The organism is Loktanella sp. D2R18, assembly GCF_003318235.1.
In the GTDB taxonomy this organism is placed as follows: domain Bacteria; phylum Pseudomonadota; class Alphaproteobacteria; order Rhodobacterales; family Rhodobacteraceae; genus Yoonia.
Map to the genome: position 1 here is coordinate 186,101 of NZ_QOCG01000032.1, position 18,311 is coordinate 204,411.

Genomic DNA, 18,311 nt, shown 5'->3' on the forward strand with positions numbered 1-18,311 from the left:
TGCCCTTCCCACCAAAACCATTGTAAATCTATATCAAAAAGGAGCCCAAGATGGCCTTCGATACCTTCCTATATTTCCCAAATCAAAGCCTTGTTGTTGGTGAGTCTCTTGACGCCGAGATGTCGAAAAAGAAAGCGTTTGAAATTTCCGATTTCAGTTTCGGCGTTGAAAACACTGTCAATCTCGGTTCTGGCAGCGGCGGCGCTGGCTCGGGCAAAGCAAACTTCTCTGAGTTCGAAGTCAATAAGCTGACGGATACTGGATCATGCGGATTATTCGCAACATGCTGTACCGGCAACCACTTTGATGAAGCCATCGTTGAATTGCGCCGAGCTGGCGGATCCAACAACAAATCTGGAACCACCTTTATCAAGATACATTTCAAGATGGTCATCGTTACCGAAATGACGTGGAACGGTGCCGACGGCGAGGACGGCCTGAACGAAAGCGTCAAGTTTAAATATGGCGCGCTGCGCATTGAATACTTCAAGCAGAACGAAAAGGGCGTAATGAGCAAAGCGCCCGGCGGTCAGGGCGAAGCAAAATGGAGCCAGATCCTGAACGAGGCCAATTACTCGGTCAAGCGTTAAGCAGTCAGTCTGGGCGCGGATCACCTGCGCCCAGACCAGAGTCGCGAATGAAAGTCATATACAATGCGTGCTGAAGAACTGATCAAGTCTGGCGATGTCGATGGCGCGCTTGGCGCGCTACAAGAGAGCACCCGCAAGAACCCTGAAGACGCCCGTTTGCGTATCTTCTTGTTTCAGGTTTTGTGCATCAAGGGTGATTGGACCCGCGCCATTCTGCAACTGAAAACCTGTGCTACGCTGGACCCTTCTGCGGGCACTATGGCGCAGATGTACCGCGAGGCGATCCGTTGCGAAATGTACCGCGACCAAGTGTTTGCCGGTAAAAAGCCACCGCTTATTTTTGGTGAACCTGTCAACTGGATGGCGATGCTGGTTGAAGCATTGAAACTGCAAGGGCAGAGCGACCTGCAGGCTGCGGATGATTTGCGCGCCCAAGCTTTTGATAGCGCATCGCCCACAACGGGCGACATCAATGGCACCCCTTTTGCATGGATCGCAGACGCCGACCCAAGGTTGGGTCCGGTGTTGGAAGTCATCATCGAGGGCCGATATTTCTGGGTGCCGTTTTCTGCAATCACGCGCATCACAATTGAGCCTCCGGCTGATTTGCGCGACGCCGTTTGGACGCCGGCGACGATCACTTGGACGAATGGCGGTGATGCCATCGGCCTGATCCCGACCCGCTACCCCGGCTCTGCTGCTGCGGGCAATCCCAGCCTGCAACTGGCACGCGGGACCGAATGGACCACGGCTGCTGATGTCGTGATTGCCGGTCTTGGGCAACGCATGTTTGTCACGGATACACTGGATGTGGCTCTGATGGATATCCGCACGCTGACACTGAACACATCGGACCCGTCCGAACATGGCTGAACGTATTTTACAGGAAAGACTACAACCCTCATTGCTGGATCGGCTGACCGATGATGCACGCGAAAAGACGTCTGAAACTGGGTCAGTATGGATCATTGACGTCAGCCGGTTACGACAGATCATTCAGCGTGACCTGGGCTGGTTGCTGAATACGTCCAACCTGGAGGCCACGCACGATCTTGAGGCCTATCCGAATGTTGCCAACTCAGTTTTGAACTATGGTGTTGTTGACATCTCAGGCTCTGTTGCCACAGCGGATCGTGCCGTTGAAATCAGGCAAGCCATCCGCACCGCGATTGAGAATTTTGAACCCCGCCTGCTGCCTGAAACGTTGGAAGTTGAGATGCGTCAGGAAAGGGTCGGCAGCGGTGCTGTGATTTCCTTTGATATCCGTGCCGAGCTTTGGGCAGAGCCTGTTCCTGTCGATCTGTATCTGCGCACCGCGCTGGATATCACGACCGGCGAAGTCACCCTGAAACGGCAAGGTTAACCGGTTATGGATACTCGTATTCTGAAGCACTACGAACAGGAATTGTCGTTCATCCGTGACATGGGCGGCGAATTCGCCACGGCTTTTCCCAAAATCGCAGGTCGTTTGGGGATGGAGCAGTTAGAGGTGCTTGACCCCTACGTCGAACGCATGCTGGAAGGATTCGCCTTTCTGGCCGCGCGCGTGCAGCTGGAACTCGACCAGCAATACCCTGTCTTTACACAAAACCTGCTTGAAATCGTTTATCCGCACTTCCTTGCCCCCGTTCCATCAATGATGATCGCCCGGCTGACGGCGGATGCAACGCAAGGCAACCTGAAAGATGGCTACACCCTGCCGCGCGGCACACAGTTGCGGGGTCAAGTGCGCGAAGGCGAGCAAACCGCCTGTATTTTCACAACGGCGCATGATGCGACCCTCTGGCCGATTGAGGTCGCAGAGGCCGAATATATCGACGGCCGTAGTGATCTGGTTGTTGCCGGGCTGGCAAAACATTCCCCGGCCAAAGCCGCAATACGTCTACGTTTGCGTCGAACTGATGGTGCACCACTGTCGGAATTGCCGCTGGATAGGCTGACGATGTTTTTGTCAGGGACTGCCGCGCAGCCCTGGCGGCTTTATGAGGCGATCATGGGGCAGGGTATCGGTCTTGCAGGCCGGTCAACGGACCGGCGGGCTGATTGGGTGCAATATCTGGGAGATGCGATCCATCCGCGTGGTTTTGACCCCGCAGAGGCGTTGCTGCCCACCCCCGGTCAATCCTTCGATGGCTACCGCCTGTTGCAGGAATATTTTGCAATGCCGCAGCGGTTCTTCTTCTTTGACCTAGATGGGCTTGGCCCTGCGATCCGTCACACGGCAGACGATACGGTTGATCTATACATCCTGCTACGCGAGGGCGATCCGCAGCTTAAATCGGTCAATGCCGATAGCTTTGATCTGGGCGCTGTTCCTGCCATTAATCTATTTCATAAGCGATGCGATCGTACCCATGTCACGGGCACAGAGGTTGATCATCTGATTACTGTGGACCGTACCGCGCCGCTCGATTTTGAAATTTACCAGTTGGAAAGCGTCACTGGCATCAGCGCTGAGGGCGAGGATGATGTTGCTTTTCGTCCCTTTTATAGCGCGCAGGACTTCACCCCATTGGGTGAGACGCATCAGGCCTATTACAGTCAGCGGCGACGGATGCGTCAACGATCTGAAAAACAACGGTTGAAAGGGACCAGGACGTCATATCTTGGGTCAGAGATGTATGTGTCGCTGACAGACCGCAAGCAAGCACCCTACCCCAGCGATATCAAGCAGTTGGCCGTCACTGCCATGTGTACGAACCGCGACATGCCAATGTTGACTGCGGTTGGCACACAAGACACTGACTTCACCTTGCCCGAAGGCGGGCCAATTTCAAGAATCCGTGCGATTGTGCCCCCTACCAAACCGCGTCCGCGTCTGGCCGAAGGGCATCAGGCCTGGCAGTTGATCAGTCAATTGAGCCTGAATTACCTGTCGATCGCTGATGCGGACCGTGGCAAGGCCGCCGCTGCCTTGCGCGAGGTTATCAGTCTTTACGCACCTTCGGGCGATCCCGGTCTTTCCAAACAGGTCGAAGGGCTTTCATCGGTTGTATCCCGCCCCATTGTGCGCCGCATGATGGAAGACAGCCTGTCAACGGCAGTGCGCGGTATCGAAATCAAAGTCGGCTTCGACGAAAGCTATTTTGAAGGCAGCGGCTGTTATCTGTTGGGCGCCGTGCTTGAGGCCTTTTTCGCCAAATATGTCACCATCAACAGTTTCACTGAAACTGCCATTCATTCACAGCAACGCGGAGACATCAGACGATGGCCAGCCAGAAGCGGGAGGCGGATTCTGATCTGACGCGTCTTGCAGCGCTGCGTGATGAACCGCATGCATACCATATTTTTCAGGCCCTTCGGCTGATTGAGGCCACCCACCCGGACAAGCCCCGGCTGGGCCGGTCGCAACGTCCGTCCGAGGACCCTGTCCGCCTGACCCAAGACGTTGATCTGGCGTTTCCAACGTCGACTATTTCGGATTTTGCAGAAGACCCCGAAGGTGGGCCAGATCGACTATCCCAGCGCATGTTTGGCCTCTTTGGCCCCAATGGTGCGCTACCTTTGCATATCACCGAATATGCCCGCGACCGGCAGCGCAATGATGATGACCCCACATTTATCGCGTTTGCGGATATGTTCCATCATCGGATGATGTCGCTGCTGTATCGGGCTTGGGCCAGCGGGCAGCCGGCAATATCTTTTGACCGCCCCGATGATGACCCCTTTGACGACAAGGTTGCCGCATTTGCCGGATTTTCCGGTCAGGCCTTTGAGGATCGCGACGCAATGCCCGATTTGGCCAAGCGCCATTTTGCGGGGTTGATGGGTGGCGGTCCACGTCACGAAGCGGGGCTTCAGGCGATTATCGCGCAGTTCTTTAATGCGGATGTCAGGATCGAAAACTTCGTGGGTAGCTGGTTGGTTCTTGAACCCCATGATCGTGCCCAATTGGGTGGCGTCGCCCTTGGCCAAAACACCACCCTTGGTGAAAAAGTATGGTCTCGTGAAGCCAAATTCCGGGTGCTGATCGGCCCGTTGGATCAGGCCGATTATGACAGGCTGTTGCCTAATGGCGCAAGTTTCAAGCGGCTGACAGCGATCATTCGGAACTACGTCGGTGACATGTTGGATTGGGAGGTCAACCTGATCCTGCGGGCCAGCGACGTTCCACCAACCGCATTAGGGCAATCCTGCGGTTTGGGTCTGACCAGTTGGATTGGTCAACGCCCTGACCGCGACGCCGACGATCTCTCACTCTCACCCCCGGTGCAGCATGCGTTGTGATCCGGGCCCGAAAACAAGGTAAAAACAATGTCTCAGATTAGCCGCGTCGCTCTTTTTGGAAAGCTGAACAAACCGGGCTTTCAGGCCGTCGAAAGCGCCACCGTTCTTTGCAAGATGCGGGGCAACCCTTATGTCGAATTGGTCCATTGGATTCATCAGATATTACAGTTGCAGGATTGTGATCTGCATCGGATCATACGACAATTCGACATTGATCCATCGCGGATTGCGGCTGATGTTGTGCGCAGCCTAGATGGTTTGCCGCGTGGGGCTACGGCCATTTCGGACCTGTCCGCGCATCTGGAAGAGGCCGTGGAGCGTGCATGGATCTATGCTTCGCTTAAGTTTGGGGAGGGGCAAATCCGCACCGGCCATCTTTTGATCGGGATGCTGAAGACGTCAGGGCTCCGCAATGTGTTGACTTCGATCTCGGCAGAGTTTGGCAAGATCAAAGCAGACGATCTTTTGGACAATTTCGCCGATATCGTCGCAGGCTCAACCGAGGATGGATTAGGTGCGCAGGATGGGTCTGGGCTGGCGGAACCGGGCGAAACCTCGGCTGCGATGCCACCACAGATGCAGGAAGGTGCGTCGCTCGCCCAGTTCTGTACGGATCTGACAGCAAAAGCCCGTGATGGCGATATTGATCCGATCGTGGGCCGCGACGAGGAAATTCGCCAACTCGTTGATGTGCTGATGCGCCGTCGCCAGAACAACCCGATCCTGACCGGTGAGGCAGGGGTCGGCAAGACAGCAGTGGTCGAAGGTTTTGCCCTGCGGATTGCGCGCGGCGACGTACCCCCCGCCCTGCAAGAGGCGCGACTGCTATCGCTGGACGTTGGCCTGTTACAGGCAGGCGCATCCATGAAAGGCGAATTTGAAAACCGGTTGAAGTCCGTGATCGAAGAGGTGCAAGCCAGTCCGGTCCCGATCATACTTTTTGTTGATGAAACACATACATTGGTGGGTGCGGGTGGTGCCGCAGGCACAGGTGATGCGGCCAACCTGCTGAAACCGGCGCTGGCGCGAGGTAGTTTGCGGACGATCGGGGCAACCACATGGGCCGAGTACAAAAAACATATTGAAAAAGACCCGGCACTCACCCGTCGGTTTCAGGTGGTGCAAGTTGCCGAACCTGATGACGACAAGGCGCTTTTGATGATGCGGGGCATCGGGTCGATGCTAGAAAATCATCACAAGGTCCAGATACTGGACGAGGCGTTGGAAGCGGCTGTGAAACTGTCGGCGCGTTACATCCCCGCCCGCCAATTACCAGATAAATCGGTCAGTGTTCTGGATACGACTTGTGCGCGGGTGGCGATTAGCCTCCATGCGGTTCCGGCAGCAGTGGATGATTGTCAGCGCCGGATTGATAGCTTGCAAACTGAATTGGGCATCATTGACCGGGATGAAAGCGCTGGCGCAATTGTTGCAGAGCGCCGTGCCGCGGTACATGCCCAAATGGATACAGCTGCCGGGCAGTTGGCCGAGCTGACGGCGCGGTGGGATGCCGAAAAGCTGTTAGTTGAAGAAATACTTGGCTTACGCGCCGGTTTGCGCGCGGAAAACCAGCCGGTGGATAGTGATGTACCCCAGCGGGACGCAAACCACGCCACGACACTGGCCACATTGCGCGCCAAGCAAGAAGAGCTGGCCGTATTACAAGGTGAAAACCCGTTGATGCTGCCCATTGTGGATGCGCAGGCTGTTGGCACCGTCGTGGCAGATTGGACGGGTATCCCCGTCGGGCGCATGATGAAGGATGAAATGCGCACTGTTTTGAACCTTGCAGATCATTTGTCAAAGCGGGTGATCGGGCAGGATCATGCAATGGAGATGATCGCAAAGCGGGTGAAATCGTCCCGCGCGGGGTTGGATAACCCCTCCAAGCCGATCGGTGTGTTCATGCTTGCAGGGACATCCGGCGTAGGGAAAACCGAAACTGCCCTAGCTGTGGCTGAAACGCTTTATGGTGGTGAACAGAACGTCATCACGATCAATATGTCCGAATACCAAGAGGCGCATACCGTCTCTAGCCTCAAGGGAGCACCCCCCGGATATGTCGGCTACGGCGAAGGCGGTGTGCTGACAGAGGCCGTGCGGCGCAAACCCTATTCGGTGATCCTGCTGGATGAGGTCGAAAAGGCGCACCCTGACGTACATGAGATTTTCTTTCAGGTCTTTGACAAGGGCGTCATGGAAGATGGCGAGGGTCGGATGATTGATTTCCGCAACACGCTGATCTTGCTGACGTCGAACGTAGGGTCGGATGTGATTATGGATCTTTGCGCAGACCCTGAACTGATGCCCGCTCCCGAAGGTGTAGCTAAAGCGCTGCGAGATCCCCTGCTTAAGGTGTTTCCAGCGGCCCTGCTGGGCCGGATCGTGACGATCCCGTACTATCCACTCAGCCCTGATATGATTGGACAGATCACCAGACTGCAACTGGACCGGATCGGCAAGCGGGTAGGGGAAAATTACACCGTCCCCTTCACCTATACCGACAGTGTGGTCGATACGATCGTGTCGCGTTGTCAGGAATTAGAAAGCGGCGGACGGATGATCGACGCGATTGTCACCAACACGATGTTACCTGAAATATCGACCGAATTTCTAACGCGGATGCTAGACGGCGGTGTGGTGGAACGCGTGTCGATTGATATAGCGAACGGTGATTTTATTTATGAATTTTCGTAAAAACGTACGCTAGATCAAACCTTTCCCGAAACCTGAGTCACTCACTAGGTGACCATTGTTAATAAGCAATTAGCACCTATCGCTAAGGCACAACGGCAACCGGTTTATCAGTATGGCGTCCGGTTTTCAAAGTTTTGACCGAAGCGTCGATAATTCAAAACGCATCGCCTTGGCGATTAACTGCATGATTTATAGGAGAACGATAAAATGGTAACGGTAAATTTGATCAAGAGCGATCTTGCGAAAGTCGTGACCGATAAGGCCAAACCCAAAGGGATTAATTTCAAGAAGAAAATACCTGTCCTTATTAGCTTGGAGATGGACAAGGCAGGTGAGGCAGCAGTAGCAAAGGACCCATTGCTGCAAACCAAAGCGCAGGAAGCTGCGAGCAAGGCCTACAAAACGCTGGTTATCAGCATAAGCAGCGACCTTAAAGATGCAGACAAGCGCTTTATGAAATCCACCGATGAGAAAGAACGTGAAAAAATTGCGTCTGATTTCATGGCAACGACAAAGGCTAAGACACAAAGACTGGAAAAGCAGGGCGCACATTTTGCGCAGGCTGCCATTAAAAAAGTTCAAAAAGATATCGATGACGACCATAAATACAGACTAAGCGTAGGTATTGAGCTGGCCAGTGATGCGGTAGAACTGGCCTTGAGCGCCGCATCAATGGCGGGCTCAGGCGGGCTGTCAGCGATTTTTGTTGGTTACAAGACTCTCAGAATTATTATGAAAGCGGCTCTCAAGATTTATCAAGAAGCTTTGAGCGCCCAAAAAATGCAGAAGAAAGTCGCCAAGCATTTGAAGACCATTCAAAAGGATTATGACAAGAATAGGAAAGAACTAACCGGCGCAAAAGACACAGGTAAGGTACTTCTCAATAAAATTTTTGGCGCTAAATTTGTTACGACCATCGATTCCGTCAAATCGGAAAATGTCATTTGTCACGCCAAGATGAGGCACATCACGGTCAAAACACATGAGCTGTCCAAGCAGCTCAACAAGCTATTGGAGTTCAACGAAAAGGCCAGCAAGCAAATCGATGCGAAAACGGCAAAGAAGGCTGCTGATGCGGTCATTGCGATGAACAAATCGATCCGGAAGATGATTGAACGGATTATCACAATGGGGGCCCAAGCTAATAAAGGCTTAGAGTTTTGTGAGAACACGACGAAAGCCATCAACGAGATAGAAACCCAACAGCCCATGAAATGGAAATGGATGAAAAGGGGGCTTGACGTCTTTGAAATTGTCATTGCGCCTGATGAATATAAAGATTTCGGAAAAGTAGTGACAGACATGGCTCAGGCAGCTGTTGGAGAAGTGACTAAGGAGCTAGCCGCCCAGAAGCGTTAACCGACGTCAATTGATTGCCATTACCAAAATTAACGTAGTCCAAGACATGGGGCAGAGGTTGATCACCTTTGCCCCATCCGTTTTCTACTAAAATTTCATATTTCTTCCAATCTGGTGAACCCTGCGCCCGTTTCTCGGCACTAACTATCGAACCAGAAGCGATAGATAGGCCTTTACCCGCCTTTCAAACCACCCAGCAGGGGACCCAAGATGTCCAAAAGCGGTCAGAAATTCATAGCACGCAACCGCGCACCCCGCGTGCAGATCGAATATGATGTCGAACTCTACGGTGCTGAAAAGAAGGTGCAACTGCCCTTTGTGATGGGTGTCATGGCTGATCTATCGGGCAAATCGGCAGAGCCGCTGCCAACTGTGAATGACCGCAAGTTCCTTGATATCGACGTGGATAACTTCGATGACCGGATGAAATCGCTCAAGCCGCGCGCTGCCTTCACTGTGCCAAACACTCTGACGGGCGATGGCAACCTATCCGTCGATCTGACTTTTGAAGAAATGGCCGACTTTTCACCAGCGGCGGTTGCCAGAAAGGTCGCCCCTCTGCAGCAGCTTTTGGATGCGCGCACCAAGCTTGCCCATCTCGCCACTTATATGGACGGCAAGACTGGCGCAGAAGAATTGATCGGCAAATTGATTGCAGATCCCGCATCCTTTGCTGCGATGGCCGGAGTTGTTGCTGACAAGGATGATAGCGCAGCGTTTGATGCCGCTTTGGACGGCTTGCGCACCGTAGATGTTCCCGCGCCTGAAGCGGATACCGCAACACAGGCTGCCTTGGATGCATTACGTGCGGTTGAAGTTGCAGATACGCCGGTGGCGGCACAGGAAGACTATGCTGACATTTTGGCTGATGTGGTGGATGCGGCGAAAGAGGCCGATACATCTGTTATTGCAACAGTTGCGGACATTGAGTTTGACGGCGCAGAAACTGATCTCAACGATCTGCTGGACGCGACGGACGCCGTAGAGGCGGATGAGCAGGAAGACGATACCAACCTCGGTGACCTGTTTGACGTTGATGACAATGATGTGTCGGACGATGCCTCAGATGATGCGACGTTAGACGGTGAGGGTGATGTCGAAACGGCTGTCGATCTGGACGATCTACTGGACACGATGGACAACGCAGAGGCGGAAAAGCAGGAAGAAGAGGAAGACCTCAATAACCTGTTTGACGCAGACGATGTTGCGTTGGGCGAGGACGAATACGAAGATCCCGCCCCGATCCTCGATCCATTCGGTACGATCTCGGCCGAACGCCCTGACGATGGCGCAGAAGGTACTGGTAAATTCCGTATAGCGATACTTGGTGATTTCTCCGGGCGTGCGGCCCGGGGCGATATGGCGATTGGCGACGATCTGGCGAACCGCAAGCCGATCAAGTTTGATATTGATAATCTTGATGATATAATCCGCCGTTTTGCGACCACACTTGTCCTGCCTATTGGCAATGATGGCGCAGGAGTTGAGGTCAAGCTGGGCGAGCTAGATGATCTGCACCCCGATGCCCTGTACGAAAACGTAGAAATCTTTGCGGAACTGGCTGCCTTACGTCAACGCATTGCGATGGGTGATGGTGCAAAATCCATCGCGGATATGCAAGATTGGGCTGATATCTTCGGTGATCTGAAGCTGGCGTCACATGCCCGCGCCAAAGGCAGTGCCGTACCCGCAGACCGCAAGCTAAGCGCGTTTCAATCCCTGATTGGTGATATGCAAGGACAGCTGACAACGGCCAGCCCTGCTGCTGATCTGATCGGGCGTATCGTCGGCCCTTATGTGCAGGCCGCCCCGAATCCGGCGCAGGACAGCATGCGCGCTGCTATTGATGAAGCGCTGTCAGGTGCCATGCGTGCGATCCTGCATAATCCTGATTTTCAGGCGATTGAAGCCACATGGCGGTCGCTTGAACTGTTGGCCCGGCGCATCGACACCGGTGCAGGCCTTGATATCACGCTTTATGATGTGTCCGCCGAAGAATGGGCTGCCGATCTGTCAGTACAAGATGACCTTGCCGAAAGTGGCTTATTCCAGATGCTGGGCGAGGCGCCACGATTGGATGCAGCGCAAGGTCCGATTTCGGCTGTCTTTGGGCTTTATACTCTGGAAGAAACACCGCCGCATGCTGAGCTATTGGCGCGGATGTCGAAAATCTCTGGCTGGATGAATGCACCTTTTATCAGTGCGATTTCGCCCAAGTTTCTGGAAACTGCAAAACAGGACCGGCACCCGCTGATCAGCAAGACATGGGACGCATTGCGCGCTTTGCCTGAGGCAAAATACATCGGATTAGCAGCCCCACGGTTCCTATTGCGTCTGCCCTACGGGAAGAAAACCGAACCTGTCGATCCGTTTGATTTCGAAGAATTCAGTCTGCGTAGCGGCCTGCAAGGCATGCTTTGGGCCAATCCGGTTGTGCTATCCGCGATCCTGATGGCTAAAACGGTGGCCCAACAGGGCAAGGATATGCGTCTGGGCGATGTGATGTCGCTGGACGATATGCCCTTCCATTATATGACTGATCAATACGGTGATCAGGTGGCGCTGCCTTGCACGGAACGCTTGTTGAACACACGCACTGCCACAGAGGTTGTTGCGCGTGGCTTTATCCCCGTTTTGTCGATGAAGGGCCAGAATGTCGTCCGGCAGGGATCATTCCAAGCGCTTGGCGCGGGCGAGCTTGCCGGCCCATGGGGGCAAGGTGCTGCTGCCGAGGAGGCCCCGGCCACAGCCGCCAAGCCAGACGAGAGCGATGCCGCGACCGATGATGACGATCTGTTCGCAGACGGTGATCTGGACGACTCTGGCGATTTTGACAGCGACACAGACGATGATGACGGTGGTCTCGACGCGCTTTTGGCTGGTTTCGACGATGACGATGACAGCACAGACGATGATGATGACGAAATGGATCCTGAATTAGCTGCCATGTTGGAGGGCCTGTAATGGAAAACGCGATCGAGACTTCACAAGCTGCGGATGATACCGGCATCATTCTGGTTCAGGCAGAGGACGCCTATTGGCTGCTTGACGGCGAAAGCCACATGTCCGCGCTGTTATCCGGAAAGGCGCATTATCCCACGCCGGTTCGGATGGTTGCGTTTGACGATCTCATGGCGCTGCATGCCTTTCTGACCACGAAGAACCATCAGCTTGCGTCATTGTGGGCGGTTCATCCCGGTATTGTTGACCGGCTGAGAGAAGACGATGAACTTGTCACTCTGACCGCTCCGCGCGCGGCATAGGGATCAGGCAAGATGGCAAAGGAAATCATCCGTGAAGGGCGTCAGCTGCGGCTTGAACTGCCCAACAAGCTGAAAGGCTACTTGATACGTGCGCAGGTGGATGACGGCCTTAGCCAGATACCCGAAACCATCATCGAATTCATGTCCACAGATCTGGATCTGGATCTGCAAAAGCTGGTTGGCGAACGCCTTCAGCTGGAAGTCGATGCACCCAAAGATAAGGTCCGTTATTTCCAAGGGCGCTGCGTTGCGACGCAGTATCTGGGCGCCCATGCGGATCAAGGCTATTTTCGCGCGACCGTCCGACCCTGGCTTTGGTTTTTGACGCGGACATCCAACTGTCGGATTTTTCAGGACAAGTCGGTCGTCGACATCATCAAAGACATCTTTGGCCAGCACGGCTTTTCCGATTTTAAGGATCGGACCAAGCATCGCTATGCACAGCGGAAATACTGCGTTCAGTTTCGCGAGAGCGATTTTGATTTCATTTCGCGGCTGATGGAAGAAGAAGGCATTTACTACTACCACAGCCACGACAAAACCAAGGAAACCCTGATCCTTGCCGATGAGGCCAGCAGCCATAAGGCTGTCGAGGATCAGACCGAGATTGATTTCTACCTCCGCTCGGGTGACTATCGCCGCTCGCATGATCATGTATTTGAATGGCGCGGCGGTGAAAGCATCCAAACCGGCAAGGTCACGTTGCAGGATTATGATTTCGAAAAGCCGAAGTCTGATCTGAGGTCCGTCAAGGCGCTGAGCAAAGGCCGCCATTCGTTCAATAAATACGAGCATTACGCCTATCCCGGTCGCCATGATGATGTGAAAACTGGTGAACATCATGCACGGGTCAAGGTCGAAGGCTTTGCCGCTGCCAGCCAACGGTCGCATGGGGTTTGCAATGTCCGCCAGATGACGGCTGGTGCCAAGTTCAAGCTGAAGAAACACCCCAGAAAATCCGAAAATGCCGAATATCTGGTTGTTGCGGCCCGTCATCAGTTACAGATCGACAGTGAATCTGAGGATGCCGATATCGTGAACGCCATTCTTGGCCCGCTCCTTGATTTCGACAGCAACACTAGCAGCGACATGTATCGTTGCGTGATCGAAGTGCAGCCGATCAAAGAGCCGTTTCGCGCGCCTCAGGTTACCTCACGTCCCGACAACCCCGGCGTGCAAACGGCCGAGGTTGTCGGCAAGCATGGGGAAGAGATTTGGACCGACAAGTATGGTCGCGTGAAGGTGCAGTTTCACTGGGATCGAGACGGCAAGAAGGACGAAAACGCGTCATGCTGGGTCAGAACAGCCGTCCCATGGAGCGGCAAGAACTGGGGCATGATGGCTGTGCCGCGCGTTGGTCAAGAGGTCGTCGTACAGTTTGAAAATGGCGATCCTGACCGCCCTATCATAACAGGTATGGTGTATAACGGAGACACGAAGGTTCCGCATCCGCTTCCCGCAAATCAGACCCAGATGGGTTTGAAAACCAACACCTCCAAGGATGGTGGTGGTTTCAGTGAATTGATCTTTGAAGACAAGAAAGACGCCGAATTCGTCCGCCTGCAATCAGAGCGTGATTTTAGGCAGATCGTCAAAAACAACGCCGAAATTACGGTCGGCCTTGAGCATAAGAAGGAAGGGTTTTTTAAACAAACCATCCACGGCAACAAGACCGAGACAATCAATGAAGGCGACCATCAATTCACCGTCGCCAAAGGCGCCGAAAAGATCGACATCGCCAAGAACCGCGATACTACCATTGGTGGATCGGATGCGCTGACCATTGATGCCGATCAAAAAATGACCATCAAGGGCGGGCAAACCACGTCAATCACCAAAGCTTATGAAATCGACGTGGGTGCCGCACTTGAAGTCTCGGCTAAGTCCAAGATCACGCTGAAATGCGGCGGCTCCAAGATCGAGATGACACCGACCAAGGTCACCATCTCGACCACGCAGATCGATATCAAGGCAGAAGCAACCGCCAGGCTGACAGCGAACGGCCAGCTTAAGATGGAAGGCAAAGGCCAGGCCGCTTTGAAAGGTGCTGGCATGCTCAAGCTGGAAGGCGGCGGCATGACCCAGCTGAAATCTTCTGGCCTTTTGAGCGTCAAGGGCAGCTTGACCATGATCAATTGAGGTGCCTAGTATGATCAATCCCAGCTTTGACGCGCTTAAGAAACTCCCAACAACGCCTGCGGCCAAAATCATAGCCCAGAACAATGTGGTGTTGCAGACAAGGCCCGGCACGCCAGCCAATGCGAGTGTGGCTGAGGTCCTTGCCGACTTGGATGCCAAGGGTGCGCTGATCGACATGCTGCAACTGCTGTCACATGCGCTGCCGCCGCGCGAGGCGACGTGGTGGGCCTGTCTGTCTGCCCGGGACATCGCCACCGATAAGCTGACCCTATCTATCAAAGCCGCCGAAGCGTGGGTTCTGCAGCCGGGTGAAGACACCCGCACGCAGGCCCGTGCGGCCCTTGATGCCGCAGATAATGAAGATGAGACAGTGTTATGCGCCATGGCTGCAACCTTTGCGGATGGCACACTTGGCCCTGGCGAACACGAAGATTATGACGCCCCCCCGGGTGCTGTTGGCGGTGCTGTCTTTGCGATGGCGCTGATTTCACTTTTTGCCGACGACGATACCGTTGTCATGCGTGGCCAATGGTTGCTAGGTCGGGCCTTGGATATCGCGCGTGGTGGCAATGGCCGGATTGATCCACCCATCAGCGAAGCGGTGACAGCATGACCTTGCCTGCTGCCCGCGTTGGCGACAATCATGTCTGCCCGATGATGACTGGCCCCGTCCCGCATGTGGGCGGTCCTATCGTTGTGCCGGTTCCGACCGTTCTGATTGGCAAAATGCCTGCTGCGACCGCCACGGCGATGGTTGTCTGTGTTGGTCCCCCTGACACGATCGTTAAGGGATCTGCGACGGTGCTTGTCGGCAAAAAGCCACAGGCGCGTCTTGGCGATACCTGCGCTCATGGTGGTGCGATCGTCATGGGTTGCCCGACCGTTCTGGTGGGAGGATAAGCCATGCCGCTGGTATTACGCCTTCAAAACCCTGACGCTTTGCCCGGCCTACCCAAAGAATTTGCGATGGTGGGTAATACGCTGACTATCGGGCGCGGGTCTGAGAATGATCTTGTCTTGCCTGATCCGGAGCGGGAGCTATCAAAACAGCATTGCCTGATCGAAGACCGCAATGGTGACTATGTGCTGCGAGATACCAGCACAAATGGCACCTTCCTGAACTATGGGGCTATGCGGCTGGATGATACCCCAACCCCATTGAACCAAGGTGATGTAATCGGTCTTGGCCCGTTCGAAATTGTTGTGGAAATTACCACGCAGGTGCTGGATCAGCGCGCGGGTAATGCGCCACCTCTGGACCCGTTCGCACCCGCACCTACGACACCTGATCCCAACGCGCTGATGGCCGTTGATGATATGGCGGATACGGGTGCGGATTTTCTGGATGATCTTCTAGGTGAACCCACAGGCCTACGGCAGACGCTGCCACCAGCGTCACCCATGGACCCTTTTGGTGTAAGCCAAGAACCGGGCTTGGTTGATGGTAGCAGTGCGCCAAACCACACGCCTGCGGCCCAGGATCAGTTCACGCCGCCGCGGTCGCAAGGGGCGATTATTCCTGATGACTGGGCGGATTCGTTTCTGCAACCTCCAGAACAATCCACCCCACCTACAGCCGCTGTGTCAACCACTCCGCCGCCTGCGCAATCAAGCGGTGGCAGTGATGCAGCGTTGCAGGCTTTCCTGACAGGTGCGGGTGCCGGTCATATCAACATCTCAGAGGCAGAGATGGCCGAAACAATGGCCCGCATGGGTAAGGTTATGGCGGCCATGATCACCGGCATGCGCGAAATCTTGATGACCCGTGCGGCGTTGAAAAGTGAAATGCGCATGGACCGTACAATGATCAATGCGGGCGCGAACAATCCGCTGAAATTCTCGATCAGTCCCGAACAGGCGATTGAGGCGATGATCAAACCCTCTGTCCCGGGCTATCTGGATGCAGACGCGGCGGTGGCCGAAGCGCTGAATGACGTCAAGGCACATGAGGTGGCCACCATGTCAGGGATGGAAGCAGCGCTGAAAAATCTGCTCGCCCGACTGGGCCCCGACCAATTATCTGCGCGGATCGAGGCGGGTTCGTCGCTTGGCAACCTGCTGGCCAACAAAAAGGCCCGCTATTGGGAAGCCTACGAAAAAATGTACGCCCAAATCGCGAAAGAGACCGAAGACGACTTTCAGTCGACCTTCGGCAAGGAATTCGCCCGCGCGTACGAACAGCAGGTGAAAAAACTATGAAAGGACGATCCATGATCCCCGATATACGTAAGTTGACTGGTGCCGCATTCTTGGCGGTTGCTGCATGTGGTGCCGGCCCGGAAATTCAGCCGCCCGCACAAACCGGCGTGCAGCTTTCCATAACCGGTGCAGCCAATATGAATGGCGGTGCGCCTGCAAAGGTAAAGGTTTACTACCTGAGTGATGCTGCTGCATTCCGGGCGGCAGACTTTTTTGCCGTCTTCGATACGCCTGATGTGACATTGGGTGCTGATCTTGTTGCTGTGAGTGAATTCCAGCTGGCACCGGGTCGCACGGTGACTGACACCAAAACATTTGCCACCCCCCCCGCGGCCGTGGGTGTTGTTGCAGCCTTCCGCGATATCGACGGCACATTTTTGGCAGTCAAGCCGCTGGTGCCTAATGCCCTGAACCCGACGCGGATCACCCTGTCTGGCAACAGCGTCACGATCCGATGAACGCGATCAATAAAGGAGTGCTTTGACCGTGTCCTGGGAAAGCAAAGTCGTCTGGCAAGAGGGGCTGTTTCTACAGCCGCATCATCTGCAGCAGCAGGATCGCTATCTGGAATCGCTGGTTGCAGGCGTTGCCGCAAATGTCGCGCCCTATGCTTGGGGTTTACGTGAATTGATGCTGGATGACGCGCTTTTGAAGCTTGGCAAGATTGCGGTCAAATCCTGCGCCGGACTGACACCTGATGGGGCCGCATTTCGGATACCGCAGGTTGATGACCATCCGCCCGCTTTGGACGTGCCAGAGACCGTCAAAAATTGTGTTGTCTATCTGGCGATCCCCATCCGCCGGGATGGCACGGTCGAGGTTGACTTGTCCGGTGCTCCGCAATCTGCGTCACGCTATATGCCGGCGGAAGTCGAAATCATGGACAGTATGGGCCGCGGTGGGCGCACCGTGCAAATGGCTGTGGGCAAGTTGCGGTTACGGTTTGCGCTGGATGTTGATGACCTTGACGATCAGGTTGTCATCCCAATCGCGCGTATCGTCGAGGTGCGGTCAGGTAAGGAAATCGTCCTTGATCATAGTTTTATCCCAAGCTGCACGGATGCCCGTGCGGCAAGCCCGCTGCACAGCTTCCTGCGCGAACTTGAAGGGTTGCTCAGCCACCGGGCCGAGGCGCTTGCGGGCAGGCTCAGCCAGAATGGTGCAAAGGGCGTTGCTGAAATATCGGATTTTTTGCTGCTGATTGCGGTGAACAAGGCACTGCCTCAGGTGCGCCACCTTCTGGCGATTGAAAATGCGCACCCGGCTGTGATCTTTCAATTTCTAGTTGGGTTGGCTGGTGAGCTGTCCACCTTTATGACGTCTGAAAAGCTGTCATCTGAATTCCCGATTTATTGCCATGATGATTTGACGCGTATCTTTCAACCGGTGTTTCGTGAACTGCGCCAGCACCTAAGTGCGGTTTTGGAGCAAAACGCCGTCTCGATCCCGATTGCGCCGCGCAAATACGGGATTTCTGTCGCGATGATCGAAGACAAATCATTGCTGACGTCAGCCAATTTTGTGTTGGCCGCCAAGGCAAGCGTTCCGCCCGAAAGCGTGCGCCGCCATTTCCCAGCCCAAGCAAAATTGGGTCCGGTGGAAGAAATCCGGCAACTTGTCAATTCTGCCTTGCCAGGTGTGGAGCTTCGACCCTTACCCGTTGCGCCCCGTCAGATCCCTTATCATGCGGGTGTCGTCTATTTCGAATTGGACAGCAAAAGCCCCTATTGGTCGCAGATGAAGACCTCTGGCGGGCTAGCCGTGCATGTCGCTGGCGACTTCCCCGATCTTGAAATGGAGCTGTGGGCGATCCGCTAAAGCGGACCTCAGGAAAGAG

Annotated in this window: 15 protein-coding genes and 1 pseudogene; all 16 read left to right on the forward strand. The window is 54.6% G+C overall.

Annotation, left to right across the window (positions count from 1 at the left end; all coding sequences use genetic code 11):
• Nucleotides 1-50 precede the first annotated feature (50 nt).
• The 16 genes and pseudogenes from DS901_RS18285 to tssK all read left to right on the forward strand — a co-directional run bounded on the left by DS901_RS18285 (nt 51) and on the right by tssK (nt 18,292).
• Nucleotides 51-590, forward strand: a complete 540-nt coding sequence (locus tag DS901_RS18285) for an Hcp family type VI secretion system effector (protein WP_113778371.1) — start codon at nt 51-53, stop codon at nt 588-590.
• A 63-nt stretch (nt 591-653) separates the two neighbouring features.
• Complete coding sequence (locus tag DS901_RS18290; RefSeq protein WP_113778372.1) at nt 654-1,463, forward strand: type VI secretion system accessory protein TagJ; 810 nt, start codon at nt 654-656, stop codon at nt 1,461-1,463.
• Nucleotides 1,456-1,953 carry a type VI secretion system baseplate subunit TssE gene (gene tssE, locus DS901_RS18295; protein ID WP_113778373.1) on the forward strand — a complete coding sequence of 166 codons (498 nt, stop codon included), beginning with the start codon at nt 1,456-1,458 and terminating at the stop codon, nt 1,951-1,953. Before DS901_RS18290 ends, tssE begins: the two co-directional genes overlap by 8 nt.
• Before the next feature lie 6 nt (nt 1,954-1,959).
• Nucleotides 1,960-3,834: a type VI secretion system baseplate subunit TssF gene (gene tssF / locus DS901_RS18300; protein ID WP_113778374.1), complete on the forward strand. Its 1,875-nt coding sequence runs from the start codon at nt 1,960-1,962 to the stop codon at nt 3,832-3,834.
• Nucleotides 3,798-4,817 (forward strand): type VI secretion system baseplate subunit TssG, encoded by a 1,020-nt coding sequence (tssG, locus tag DS901_RS18305; protein ID WP_113778421.1) that lies wholly within the window; start codon nt 3,798-3,800, stop codon nt 4,815-4,817. The genes tssF and tssG overlap by 37 nt, the downstream gene beginning before the upstream one ends.
• A 27-nt stretch (nt 4,818-4,844) precedes the next feature.
• Nucleotides 4,845-7,514, forward strand: coding sequence for a type VI secretion system ATPase TssH (gene tssH / locus DS901_RS18310; RefSeq protein WP_113778375.1), 2,670 nt, complete (start codon nt 4,845-4,847; stop codon nt 7,512-7,514).
• Nucleotides 7,515-7,721: 207 nt separating this feature from the next.
• Complete coding sequence (locus DS901_RS18315) at nt 7,722-8,873, forward strand: hypothetical protein (RefSeq protein WP_113778376.1); 1,152 nt, start codon at nt 7,722-7,724, stop codon at nt 8,871-8,873.
• A 210-nt stretch (nt 8,874-9,083) separates the two neighbouring features.
• A pseudogene (tssB, locus tag DS901_RS19070) lies at nt 9,084-9,584 on the forward strand (type VI secretion system contractile sheath small subunit); the annotation flags it as partial.
• Between the two features lie 162 nt (nt 9,585-9,746).
• On the forward strand, nt 9,747-11,837 hold the full coding sequence (locus DS901_RS18320) for a type VI secretion system contractile sheath domain-containing protein (RefSeq protein WP_441328178.1): 2,091 nt from the start codon (nt 9,747-9,749) through the stop codon (nt 11,835-11,837).
• Nucleotides 11,837-12,136, forward strand: a complete 300-nt coding sequence (locus DS901_RS18325; RefSeq protein ID WP_113778378.1) for a hypothetical protein — start codon at nt 11,837-11,839, stop codon at nt 12,134-12,136. Before DS901_RS18320 ends, DS901_RS18325 begins: the two co-directional genes overlap by 1 nt.
• 141 nt (nt 12,137-12,277) lie before the next feature.
• On the forward strand, nt 12,278-14,275 hold the full coding sequence (locus DS901_RS18330; RefSeq protein WP_258546798.1) for a type VI secretion system Vgr family protein: 1,998 nt from the start codon (nt 12,278-12,280) through the stop codon (nt 14,273-14,275).
• A gap of 10 nt (nt 14,276-14,285) precedes the next feature.
• Nucleotides 14,286-14,888 carry a DUF6931 family protein gene (locus tag DS901_RS18335; RefSeq protein WP_113778380.1) on the forward strand — a complete coding sequence of 201 codons (603 nt, stop codon included), beginning with the start codon at nt 14,286-14,288 and terminating at the stop codon, nt 14,886-14,888.
• Nucleotides 14,885-15,175, forward strand: coding sequence for a PAAR domain-containing protein (locus tag DS901_RS18340; protein WP_113778381.1), 291 nt, complete (start codon nt 14,885-14,887; stop codon nt 15,173-15,175). Before DS901_RS18335 ends, DS901_RS18340 begins: the two co-directional genes overlap by 4 nt.
• 3 nt (nt 15,176-15,178) lie before the next feature.
• Nucleotides 15,179-16,474, forward strand: a complete 1,296-nt coding sequence (gene tagH / locus DS901_RS18345; protein WP_113778382.1) for a type VI secretion system-associated FHA domain protein TagH — start codon at nt 15,179-15,181, stop codon at nt 16,472-16,474.
• A gap of 11 nt (nt 16,475-16,485) precedes the next feature.
• Nucleotides 16,486-16,932: a type VI secretion system lipoprotein TssJ gene (gene tssJ, locus DS901_RS18350; protein ID WP_181820932.1), complete on the forward strand. Its 447-nt coding sequence runs from the start codon at nt 16,486-16,488 to the stop codon at nt 16,930-16,932.
• Nucleotides 16,933-16,960: 28 nt separating this feature from the next.
• Nucleotides 16,961-18,292, forward strand: a complete 1,332-nt coding sequence (gene tssK / locus DS901_RS18355) for a type VI secretion system baseplate subunit TssK (RefSeq protein WP_113778384.1) — start codon at nt 16,961-16,963, stop codon at nt 18,290-18,292.
• The last annotated feature ends 19 nt before the right edge of the window (nt 18,293-18,311 follow it).

Coding starts and splice junctions, on each gene's coding strand:
- DS901_RS18330 (WP_258546798.1), top strand. CDS start 12,278: ATGTCCACAGATCTGGATCTGGATCTGCAAAAGCTGGTTGGCGAACGC.
- tagH (WP_113778382.1), top strand. CDS start 15,179: ATGCCGCTGGTATTACGCCTTCAAAACCCTGACGCTTTGCCCGGCCTA.
- DS901_RS18290 (WP_113778372.1), top strand. CDS start 654: ATGCGTGCTGAAGAACTGATCAAGTCTGGCGATGTCGATGGCGCGCTT.
- tssF (WP_113778374.1), top strand. CDS start 1,960: ATGGATACTCGTATTCTGAAGCACTACGAACAGGAATTGTCGTTCATC.
- tssH (WP_113778375.1), top strand. CDS start 4,845: ATGTCTCAGATTAGCCGCGTCGCTCTTTTTGGAAAGCTGAACAAACCG.
- tssG (WP_113778421.1), top strand. CDS start 3,798: ATGGCCAGCCAGAAGCGGGAGGCGGATTCTGATCTGACGCGTCTTGCA.
- DS901_RS18335 (WP_113778380.1), top strand. CDS start 14,286: ATGATCAATCCCAGCTTTGACGCGCTTAAGAAACTCCCAACAACGCCT.
- DS901_RS18340 (WP_113778381.1), top strand. CDS start 14,885: ATGACCTTGCCTGCTGCCCGCGTTGGCGACAATCATGTCTGCCCGATG.
- DS901_RS18285 (WP_113778371.1), top strand. CDS start 51: ATGGCCTTCGATACCTTCCTATATTTCCCAAATCAAAGCCTTGTTGTT.
- tssE (WP_113778373.1), top strand. CDS start 1,456: ATGGCTGAACGTATTTTACAGGAAAGACTACAACCCTCATTGCTGGAT.
- DS901_RS18325 (WP_113778378.1), top strand. CDS start 11,837: ATGGAAAACGCGATCGAGACTTCACAAGCTGCGGATGATACCGGCATC.
- DS901_RS18315 (WP_113778376.1), top strand. CDS start 7,722: ATGGTAACGGTAAATTTGATCAAGAGCGATCTTGCGAAAGTCGTGACC.
- tssJ (WP_181820932.1), top strand. CDS start 16,486: ATGATCCCCGATATACGTAAGTTGACTGGTGCCGCATTCTTGGCGGTT.